General features: G+C 57.4%; 7 protein-coding genes. 5 read left to right on the top strand and 2 right to left on the bottom strand.

Translation table 11 applies throughout. The features are described 5' to 3' along the window. Window positions 1-577 precede the first annotated feature (577 nt). Window positions 578-1,924, top strand: coding sequence for a TrpB-like pyridoxal phosphate-dependent enzyme (locus L3J03_11280; GenBank protein ID MCF6291560.1), 1,347 nt, complete (start codon window positions 578-580; stop codon window positions 1,922-1,924). A 132-nt stretch (window positions 1,925-2,056) separates the two neighbouring features. Then, window positions 2,057-3,286, top strand: coding sequence for a D-alanyl-D-alanine carboxypeptidase (locus L3J03_11275; GenBank protein ID MCF6291559.1), 1,230 nt, complete (start codon window positions 2,057-2,059; stop codon window positions 3,284-3,286). A gap of 115 nt (window positions 3,287-3,401) precedes the next feature. Here L3J03_11275 and L3J03_11270 read toward each other — a convergent pair whose 3' ends face one another. Further along, window positions 3,402-4,127, bottom strand: a complete 726-nt coding sequence (locus L3J03_11270; GenBank protein MCF6291558.1) for a C-GCAxxG-C-C family protein — start codon at window positions 4,125-4,127, stop codon at window positions 3,402-3,404. Window positions 4,128-5,081: 954 nt separating this feature from the next. Here L3J03_11270 and L3J03_11265 point away from each other — a divergent pair. The 3 genes from L3J03_11265 (at window position 5,082) to L3J03_11255 (ending at window position 9,232) form a co-directional block, all read left to right on the top strand. Next, a complete protein-coding gene (locus L3J03_11265) occupies window positions 5,082-5,849 on the top strand; it encodes a C-GCAxxG-C-C family protein (protein ID MCF6291557.1) in 768 nt (255 codons plus the stop codon). A 285-nt stretch (window positions 5,850-6,134) separates the two neighbouring features. After that, window positions 6,135-7,127 (top strand): TAXI family TRAP transporter solute-binding subunit, encoded by a 993-nt coding sequence (locus tag L3J03_11260; protein MCF6291556.1) that lies wholly within the window; start codon window positions 6,135-6,137, stop codon window positions 7,125-7,127. 62 nt (window positions 7,128-7,189) lie between these two features. Then, window positions 7,190-9,232, top strand: coding sequence for a TRAP transporter permease (locus L3J03_11255; protein MCF6291555.1), 2,043 nt, complete (start codon window positions 7,190-7,192; stop codon window positions 9,230-9,232). Window positions 9,233-9,494: 262 nt separating this feature from the next. Here the strand turns inward: L3J03_11255 and pyrF are convergent, their stop codons facing one another. After that, entirely contained in the window at window positions 9,495-10,217 is a 723-nt protein-coding gene (pyrF, locus tag L3J03_11250; protein ID MCF6291554.1) for an orotidine-5'-phosphate decarboxylase, read from the bottom strand. Window positions 10,218-10,495 lie beyond the last annotated feature (278 nt).

Genomic DNA, 10,495 nt, shown 5'->3' with positions numbered 1-10,495 from the left:
TCGATAAATGGACTTGTCGTTCGCCAAAGGCACTTATGTTCGTGTACGAGTACGTTCACGTTCACGAGCACGAGCACGTCAAAAACGGGTCTTGGACCCGTATCCCGACTTTCAGTCGTTAAGTTAACCCACCGTCTTCAGACGGTGGCTGTTTACTGAATGTTTACGGCTGGACCATGTCGGCCGGCCACAACGAAAGGATGAAAGGCGTCACTCCGGCATGGCCGGGACAGCGCGCCGTTGCGATTTTTATATAAACCTGGCGCGAAAAGCGGACCGGGACACAAGGTAGTGCCCATCCAGAAATGGCCCTTTCGCCCAATCTCGGCGCCATGCTCAAAAAATAATCCTCGTAATATCATTTATATGACTCCGGTTATTTTTTTCGCGATCCTTGATCTTGAACGAAATTGCTCATTTCTGGACGGACATAAGGTAATGGTTTGCCTGACGGCCCGAAGTGTAGTAATAATCCGTTGATTGCGAATCGGTTGCCGTGCTTTAGAGGGGGCCGGCACACCACTTTTTTCTGAATTGCTGCAACAGTACAGGCGCGGAACCAAGGAGGAGTGATTAAATGAGTCTGAAGAAGATATACCTGCGCGACGATGAAATCCCGACCCAATGGTACAATATCGTTCCGGATATCCCGGGTGGCATGCAACCGCCCCTGGACCCGGAAACCATGCAGCCCATGGGACCGGAGAAGCTGTCCCTGGTTTTCCCCATGGCCCTGCTTGAGCAGGAGATGAGCGGACAGCGCTGGATCGATATCCCGGAAGAGGTGCTCGATATCTACCGGATCTGGCGGCCGTCGCCCCTGGTCCGGGCCGACAAGCTCGAGCAGGCCCTGGGCACCAGGGCAAAAATCTACTTCAAGTATGAAGGGGTGTCGCCGGTGGGCAGTCACAAGCCCAACAGCGCAGTGGCCCAGGCCTACTATAACAAGCGGGAGGGGATCAAGCGGCTTGCCACCGAGACCGGCGCCGGCCAGTGGGGCAGCGCCCTGGCCTTTGCCACCCAGAAGTTCGGCCTGGAGTGCAAGGTCTACATGGTCCGGGTCTCCTTTGACCAGAAACCCTACCGCAAGACCATGATGCATACCTACGGCGCCCAGGTGGTGGCCAGCCCCAGTCCGGACACCCATTTCGGCCGTTCGGTCCTGGAGCAGGATCCGGACTCCAACGGTTCCCTGGGCATTGCCATCTCCGAGGCCCTGGAGGATGCCGCCACCCGGGACGATACCAAGTATGCCCTGGGTTCGGTTTTGAACCATGTGATCCATCACCAGACCGTTGTCGGGCTTGAGGCCAGAAAGCAGATGGAGATCGCCGGAGATTATCCGGACGTGGTGATCGGCTGCTGCGGCGGCGGCTCCAATTTCGCCGGCCTGGCCGTGCCCTTTGTCGCCGACCGGCTGGAAGGAAAAGATGTCCGTTTCCTCGGGGTCGAACCGGCCTCCTGTCCGACCATGACCAAGGGCACCATGGCCTATGACTTCGGCGACGTGGCCCAGACCACCCCGCTGATGCAGATGTATACCCTGGGCCATGATTTCATGCCCCCGGGAATCCATGCCGGCGGTCTCCGCTACCACGGAATGGCGCCCATTGTCAGCGCCCTGGTCCGGGACGGGATCATCGAGCCGCTGGCAGTGCCCCAGCTCGAGACCTTTGAGGCCGGAATTCTCTTTGCCCGGACCGAGGGGATCATCCCGGCGCCCGAGGCCTGCCATGCCATTCGCGGGGCGATTATCGAGGCCACCCGTGATCTCAACGAGCCCAAGACCATTCTCTTCAACCTGTCCGGACACGGCCATCTCGATCTGTCCGCCTTTGAGCAGTTCCTGGCCGGAGAACTCCACAATTATGAATATCCGGCCGAGGCGGTTGCCGCATCCATGGCATCCCTGCCTAAGATCTAGCCGCGATTTTTTCAGCTGTTTCCCGGGGCGGCGGTTTTATGACCGCCGCCCCTTTTGGGTTTACGGAAAGCACCGGCCTGTAAGCATTGACCAGGGCCACGGATTCGTGCAAGCAGGAAAGGATTTTCGGTGATGACAGGGTCGTTGATCGGATTGCCGGGCCGGATCCTGGTGGCCGGGTTGTGGGCGCTCTTGCTCGTCGGCCCGGCGGACACGGCTATTGCCGGGCCGGTCGAGGATATCAACCAGCTGGTGACAAACGGTGGCCTGGCCATTGAACGGCACGGCACGCTCCTTTATGCGAAAAACATGGATGTTCCCCTGGTGCCGGCCAGCATCCTCAAGATCGCCACCGCCTATGCGGCCCTTCGCATTCTGGGGCCTGACTTCCGTTTTGAAACCAGGTTCTATTGGAACCGGGAGGGCGATCTTTTTATCCAGGGCTTTGGCGACCCTTTTCTGATCTCCGAGCAGTGTGGTGTTCTGGCCGGGGAACTGCGCGGCAAAGGGGTGGCCCGGGTACGGGACATCGTGCTTGACGGCAGTTCCTTTCAACTGGCCGCCCCGGCCGCGGGGAGCGGCAACAGCGACAACCCCTATGATGCGGCCAACAGTGGCCTGGCGGTCAACTTCAACACCGTCAAGATCCGCAAGGCAAAGGACGGCTCGGTGGGTTCGGCCGAGCCGCAGACGCCCTTTCTGCCCCTGATGGCGGTTCTGGGGCGTGGCTCGGCCCCGGGAATTCACCGGATCAATATCAGCGCCAATGCGAAGAATAACAGGGAGATTATTGCCCGGTACGCGGGTGAGCTTTTTCGGGCCCTGCTTCGTCAACAGGGGCTCGTGGTAGCCGGTGAAATCCGGCGGGCCGGGATCCCCGCGGCCCTGGCCCCGGTTCTGGTCCATCGGAGCCGGCCCCTGATCGAGATGATCCCGTTGCTGCTGAAGTATTCCAACAACTTTATCGCCAACCAGATCTTCCTGGCCTGCGGGGCGGAGAAATACGGCTATCCAGCCACCTGGGACAAGGCCAGGGCGGCGGTGGCTGATTTTTATCGCCGTGAGTCCGGCTTTTCCGGGGCGGATCTGTACCTGGAGGAGGGCTCGGGACTGTCCCGCAACAACCGGGTCACCGTCCGGGCCATGCTCATGTTGCTGAAGGACTTCCGCCCCTATGGCTCGTTGCTGCCGGCCCGGGACCAGCGGCTGCTGAAGAGCGGCACCCTGGCCGGGGTATATGCCTATGCCGGTTATCTGCGGGAGGAGGGCCGGCTCGACCGGGTGGTGATTATCCTTAACCAGGGGAACAATACCCGGGAGCGGATACTTGACCTGCTTGAAGAGATTTACCGGCGCTATTGATCCTGGATACGTGGTGTTGCCGGTAAAAAAAAACCGGCCGCAGCAGGGGCTGCGGCCGGTTTTTTTCTAATTAAACGCCTGGGGGCGTTTGAGGATCCTACGCCCCGTCAGAGGGTTAGGTGATCGGAGTCGGAACGTCGTCGCCATGGCATTCCATGCAGTTTTCCTGGGTGGTGATGCCGTGCTCCCTGACGTTGGAGCCCTGGCCCGGCTTGTAGGCCCCGTCCTTCCAGGCGTTGAGCAGCTTGGCGGTATGCATTGCAACGTCGGCGGAGATGCACGCGCACCGCTCTTTCCGCTCGGGGCTGAAGAATTTGACGCCTTCTTTCTTCATCCATTTGCCGACCGAGATGTGGCAGAGCGGAGAGTCGGCCGTGTTGACGTTCTTGAAATGGCTCTTGGGCTTGGAAGGCCGGTAGATCGGCAGCGCGCTGTTGGCGTAGAAGGCGATTACATCGTTGAGGATCTTTTCTCCATCATTGCCGGCGATAAAGCCCAGCGCAATACCGGCGCCCACCATGGTGCCGCACAGGGTTCCCCAGCCGACCACGCCGCCGTGGCCCCACTTGAAGGCATCAAGGGGAAGGTCGGCATAGGGGCCGCCCATTTTTTTCGCCAGCGGTTGCAGGATGCCCTGGGCAACAGCCTGGCAGCAGTATCTGCCGTACCAGGTCTTGTAAGCGAGATCGCCTACCTCCTGGGGGTCCAGTTTGGTGTATCCATAGGGCCAGGCGGCCGCGCTGGCCTGGGCCGGCCTGATCAATTCCCGGGCGCCCACGGAAATCACTGCTGCCCCGGCAGCAATTTTACCAGCATTAACCAATAATCCGCGTCTACTCATTTCACAGTTGATTTCCTTCACGTGTACCCTCCTCATTAAAGTTCCTTGTAATGATGCTTCTTGCTTCCCCCACAACACACTTTTGAAGAATAATCCAACAGTGCCGCCCTTAACTGCTTAGTATCCATGAAATTAATACGAAGGCATAAGGCGGTGAAAAATTATTCTTCTGAAACCAAAACGTACCACAACGTAGCATAACGCACCGGGGTTGCAAATGCGGCAAGTTGTCGCACTGCTCTTTTTCAGGCCAAAGGCGCTCTTGGTACGGCCGGTTGAAAGCTGGTCCCGGACGCCTTGCGGCCAGTTTTATCTGTTAGGGTGTGACAACCGCAAGCGGGGCGGGTTACACGGAAAAGCCGGTTGCTAAAATCACAGTTTTTTTACTGGTTCAGGCTAGTTGCGGGGTTGTGTCACCGGATGCCTAGCAATTTTTTTTTTACCGGCTAACTTGCAAGGTCAGGAATGTGTGTTTTTACGGTTTTTGTTGTTCGGTCCATCCGTTGCCCGGGGCCGGAAAAAGACCGGAATATCTGTGGACTGATCGCCAGCCGGCCCGTTTGTTGTCCTGACAATCTTGTTGGGCTTTGTTTTCGGTAACCCGGTCATATCCCGTTGATCTCAAAGAGATTGTCTTTTGTTGCGACAATTTGCCCCATTTTCTAAAGTGCCACACTGTGGTATCTACTTAATGAAATAATTTATCATGCTCCAGTACTTTTTGATCCAGTTATCCCGCTGGTGGCGTTTCTGCATTTTTTCTTTTCAAGGGCCTGCTTGTTTTTATTTAGGCTTACCGGCCGTTGAGTAGGGCGATAGCGCGGAAAATTATGGGTTCGCGTATAAAAAATATCAGTGAATAAAGAGTGGTAGGGGTGGCTTAATTTGAGGGTTAGGGATTGGGCCGCGTGTTAACATCAGAGGTTTAAAACCTAAGACGGGGGTATGAAAAGCATGAAAGAAGCAAAAAAATGTGACCAGGACAGAAGAAAAGTTCTTATCAGCGCTGGGGCGTTAGCAGCCGGGGCCGCCGTGGTATCGTCCGGCGTTACCAGCTTTGTCTCCAAGGCGCAGGCCGGCGGAACCACAACCTATCCGTACAAAAAACTGAATCTGGCCGAGGTCGGCAGGATCGCCCATGCAACCTATTTCAGCCGGTTTTGTGCCGAGACGGTGATGACCGGTATCTTCAAGCCCCTGGCAAAGAGTGTCGGCGCGCCCTATGACGCTTTTCCGCTGGGCTCTGTTTTCTGGGCTCACGGCGGTTTTATGGGCTGGGGTACCGGCTGCGGCACCCTGGTGGGCGCCGGTATGGCGGTTGGCCTTATCGCTGGCAGCGGCAGTGACGGTCAGGCGATCATTAACGATGTGATTGCCTATTATGCCTATGAGAAACTGCCGCATTATAAGCCGGAAGCCGGTCAGGCCAAGGCCCAGATTCACAACACGAGCCTGGCTGATACACCGATATGCCATATCTCGGTCGGCAAATGGATGAAAAAGGAAAATGTTGGCTTTTTCACCATGCAGAGAAAGGAACGTTGTGCAAGGTTGTCCGCCGACATTGCCATCTATACGGCAAAACTGTTGAACGAGTGGGCCGACGGGAAATACAAACCGCGCAATAAGCCGTTGGCCAACGCCATTGAGTACAAAATTACATCCCAGACCAACTGCACCGACTGCCATGGCGACAATATTCCGGATCTGCCCGGCACCTAAGCAGTAACAGTATTTCCCGCATGGCGGGATTCCTTTTTAAGGAAGGAAACAGGCGGCTGATGATTTCAGCCGCCTGTTTTTGTTTGTAACCGGCGGTCCCGGACCGGCGGCCCCGGTTTGCCGCTGTCACTTCCCCTTGCGCTTCCGCCCCGGTCCGGTAGAATGTAAAACGCTTACGGACATGAGGTTACCGTAATTCCATACCCCCGGTGAACGGTTACGGTGGAATAGTGATCAGCTGTTGCTTCGGACCCAACCCATCACGGACTGCAGGGAGAACAGACCATGACTGGAAAATCGATTATCCCCCTTCTCATCATCTTGCTCTTCGGCGGGACCGCCACTGCATCCGCCAGGACCTTTGTCACCATCGGCACCGGCGGGGTCACCGGCGTTTATTATCCCACCGGCGGCGCCATCAGCCGGATGATTAATAAGAAATCCAAGGAATATAAGATCAAGGCGACCGTCGAATCCACCGCCGGCTCGGTCTATAATATCAACAGTGTGTTGAGCGGTGAGTTGGAATTCGGGGTGGCCCAGTCCGACCGGCAGTACCAGGCTTATCACGGCCTGGCCGAATGGGCCCGGAGAGGGCCGCAGCAGGATCTGCGTTCCGTGTTTTCGATCCACCCGGAATCGATCACCCTGGTTGCCTCGGCGGTGAGCGGGGTGAAAACAGTGCGCGATCTCAAGGGCAAACGGGTCAATATCGGCAACCCCGGCTCCGGCCAGCTGCAGAATTCCAGGGACGTGCTTGCGGCCGCCGGCCTGTCAATGGCCGACATCCATGCCGAGCAGGTCAAGGCAGTGGAGGCCCCGGGGCTCCTGCAGGACGAAAAGATCGATGCCTTCTTCTATACGGTCGGCCATCCCAACGGCAATATCAAGGGGGCCACCTCCGGCCGGATCAAGGTCAATATCATCCCGATCAACGGTCCGGGCATTGACGCGCTCCTGGCCCGGTACCCCTATTACGCCCGGTCCGTCATCCCGGCTGACTTCTATCCCAATACCGTCAACCAGGGAGATGTGGAGACCATCGGGGTCAAGGCCACCCTTGTCACCTCCCGCAACCTGGACGAGAAGATCGTCTATGCCGTCACCAGGGAGGTATTTGATAACCTGGACGAGTTCAAGAAGCTCCACCCCGCCTATTCGGCGTTGACCAGGGAAAACATGCTCAAGGGGCTGTCCGCGCCGATCCACCGGGGCGCCCTCCGTTACTACCGGGAGACCGGCCTGGTCAAGTTCATCGACCCCCGGCTGCTGCCGTGATAAGGCCTTACCGCAGCCGGTGACCCCGGTCTGGTACCTGTCCCGTTATCAGTTGCGAGGAGATGGAATTGAAGGACAGCCGGAAGTATGCCGAGGAAATACTGAAGGCGGAAACCGGCGATATCCGCAAATTGCGCCGGTTCGAGTCGGTGCTGGTGGCGGTCATTGCCATTGGCTGGGCCCTGTTCCAACTGGCGTTGGCCGGTTTTTTCGTCCTGGACAGCATCAAGACCAGGGCGATCCATCTGGCCTTTGCCATGGCGCTGCTGTTTCTCCTGGCCCCCTGTTGCAAGCATCCGAAAAAATATCTGCCCAGCCTGTCAGCCATTGACCGGATTCCGCTGATTGATTACCTCTTCGCCGTGGCCGGGGTGGGCTCCGCCCTGTATATCGTCTGGGACTATCAGGGGCTGGCCATGCGCTCCGGCGTGCCCGTCACCCGGGACCTGGTCCTGGGGCTGGCCCTGGTTTTTCTGGTCCTGGAAGCGGCGCGCCGGGTCATTGGCCCGGCCCTGTCAATCATTGCCTTGTTTTTCACTGCCTACGCCTTTCTCGGACCCCATCTCCCTGATATTTTTGCCTTCAAGGGGGTGTCCCTGAAAAAATATCTGAGCAATATCAGCCTGTCCTCCGAGGGGATTTACGGGATCCCCCTGGATGTTTCCGCTTCCATTGTCTACCTGTTCGTGCTGCTCGGTTCGCTGCTTGAAAAGGCCGGCGGCGGCAGATTCTTCACCCGGCTGACCCTGGCCGTCCTCGGCCGGTACAAGGGGGGAGCGGCCAAGGCGGCAGTGGTGTCCAGCGGCGCCACCGGGATGGTTTCCGGTTCCAGTATCGCCAACATCGTCACCACCGGTCCCTTCACTATTCCGTTGATGAAGAAAACCGGCTACCCGGCCGAGAAGGCCGCGGCCATCGAGGTGGCGGCCAGCACCGACGGTCAGTTGATGCCGCCGGTCATGGGGGCTGCCGCCTTTATTATTGCCGAATATGTCAACGTACCCTACCTCGAGGTGGTCAAGGCGGCCGCCATCCCTGCCCTTGTTTCCTATTTCGGCCTGTTCTGCATCACCCACCTCGAGGCCGGCAAGCTGGGCATAAGGGGCCTGGCCAAGGCCGACCTGCCCAACTTCTTCTCCACCCTCAGGGGCGGGGTCCATTACCTCCTCCCCCTGGGGGTGCTGCTGTACGAACTGGTGCTTGTCCGCCACTCGCCGGAGATGGCCGCCTTCAGGGCGATCATGGTGCTCCTGGTGGTTATATTCTTTCAAGAAATAATACGGGCCCGGTTGGGTGGCGTCGGGATCGGTCCGGGAATAATAAACGGGGTAAGGGTCGTGACCCACGGTTTTATCCAGGGGTCGAAAAACATGATGTCCGTGGCCCTGGCCTGTGCCGCGGCCGGGATCATCGTCGGGGTGGTCAACATGGGCATCGGCGGGATGATCTCCCAGATAGTTGAAAATCTGGCCATGGGCAATATTTTTCTATTGCTGCTGTTCACTGCCGTGGCCAGCCTGCTGCTGGGGATGGGCTTGCCGACCACTGCCACCTACATTGTCATGGCATCGTTGACCGCGCCGATCATCGTCGAGGTGGGAAGCATCTACGGTTTTGCGGTCTCAATCATGGCGGCCCATCTGTTCTGCTTCTATTTCGGCATCCTGGCCGATGATACGCCGCCGGTGGGCCTGGCCGCCTATGCCGCCTCGGCCATTGCCGGCTCCGAGCCGGTTGCCACCGGCATCCAGGGGTTTCTCTACGATATCAGGACCTCGGTCATTGCCTTTCTGTTTGTTTTCAACCCCGACCTGATCCTCCACAATATCACCAGCTGGCCCCAGGCCCTGCTCATCTTCGCCATGGCCCTGGTGGGCATGGCCGCCTTTGAAAACGTGGCCCAGGGCTGGTGCCTGACCAGGGTCAGGTGGTACGAGGCCCCGCTGTTTCTGGCGGCCGCCTTTATTCTGTTTAACCCCGGTGCGGTTGCAGCACGAGCAGGGGTTCCCTTTGAGGCCAGGTATTATCTCTTTCTTCCGGGGCTGGTCATCTATGGGTGTGCCTTCCTGGTCCAGAGAATGAGGCTCAGGCAGGTGGGGAGGTGAACCGGACTGCCGATTGCCCGGCCTCCTGACAGAGCAGAACCTGTGTCGTCCTGTTGTGATTTTACGCAGTAGATCGCTGGAGAGAATATGGAGAAGGCCCGGGGGAAACTGGCACCCCATCTTCGCCCGATCGCTCCTGCCCGCATAGGCGGGCTATAGCGGCCGGTCGCGCTTGCGCAAATCTGCGGCACCTGTGGTCATTTACAGGTTTGGGGGTAGTAATATCACAGGGTTACACACCCCGTGATCAGTTACGAAAAAATTATAGGGGGGGCCGGCCGGCAAGGGCTTCGGAGATTTCCTGCTGAATGGAGATGGTGGTTGCGATGGGATCCGTAGAGGTACTGATCGGCCGGCCGATGACAACATAATCGGCGCCGTTCAGGATTGCTTCCCTGGCCGTGGCGATGCGTTTCTGGTCGTCATGTTCGATATCCCGGTTGATGCCGGGCCGTATCCCGGGGGTTACGATAAGAAAGTTGTTCCCGAGTTCGTTACGCAAGCCGGAGGCTTCCACGGCCGAGGAGACAACACCGTCAGCCTTGAGTTTAAGTGCCTTGCGAGATCTGATAAGTACCAGGTCTGCCACCGAACCGGTGAAACCCATTTCTCTCATGTCACTTTCATCGAAACTGGTAAGCACGGTAACCGCGAGAATTTTTAATCCGTTTTTTTCCTTGACCGCCGCTTCAATGATCGGGTCATTGCCATGCACGGTGGCAAAGGTGACCCCGCGGTCTTTGAGCTGCGCCACGGCAAGCTGTACGGTTTCCGGAATGTCGAAGAACTTCAGGTCGACCATGACCTTGTTGCCGCGACCGATGATTTTCTCTATCACCGGCCACCACCCGGCGAGAAACAGTTGCAGACCAACCTTGTAAAAGTTGATATGTCCGTCCAGCTTCTTGACCCATTCAATGGCAATGTCAGGATCCGCGAAGTCGAGGGCAAAGATAATTCTTTCGTTAAGAGGGATATTCTTCATGTGTATGGTAACGTAATTAACAGGAATCTTTATGGAACTATCCTGTTCAGGTATCGACGACAAGGGGAGTGAATGCTGCTGCAAATTACTGTACATTATATTTGTCGGTCTCGCAACAACCCGCGAGACGTAAGGTTTCGGTAAACCCCGCACGTTTGAGGTTGGACCGGGAAAGGGGTTTTCTTATACCGAACGGTGTAGCGGACCCTGAGCCGCAGCCGTGACGGCAAAAGCGGAATTTGAAACAACTTCGGCAGGATATGCTTATGGCTTCCGAA

The organism is Desulfobacterales bacterium, assembly GCA_021647905.1.
Classification (GTDB): Bacteria; Desulfobacterota; Desulfobulbia; order Desulfobulbales; family BM004; genus JAKITW01.
This window is presented reverse-complemented; position numbering and strand designations above follow the sequence as displayed.

Bases quoted from the DNA above. Each gene is read 5' to 3' on its own strand.
- L3J03_11280 (MCF6291560.1), top strand. From the start codon at position 578: ATGAGTCTGAAGAAGATATACCTGCGCGACGATGAAATCCCGACCCAA.
- L3J03_11275 (MCF6291559.1), top strand. From the start codon at position 2,057: ATGACAGGGTCGTTGATCGGATTGCCGGGCCGGATCCTGGTGGCCGGG.
- L3J03_11270 (MCF6291558.1), bottom strand. From the start codon at position 4,127: ATGAGTAGACGCGGATTATTGGTTAATGCTGGTAAAATTGCTGCCGGG.
- L3J03_11265 (MCF6291557.1), top strand. From the start codon at position 5,082: ATGAAAGAAGCAAAAAAATGTGACCAGGACAGAAGAAAAGTTCTTATC.
- L3J03_11260 (MCF6291556.1), top strand. From the start codon at position 6,135: ATGACTGGAAAATCGATTATCCCCCTTCTCATCATCTTGCTCTTCGGC.
- L3J03_11255 (MCF6291555.1), top strand. From the start codon at position 7,190: ATGGAATTGAAGGACAGCCGGAAGTATGCCGAGGAAATACTGAAGGCG.
- pyrF (MCF6291554.1), bottom strand. From the start codon at position 10,217: ATGAAGAATATCCCTCTTAACGAAAGAATTATCTTTGCCCTCGACTTC.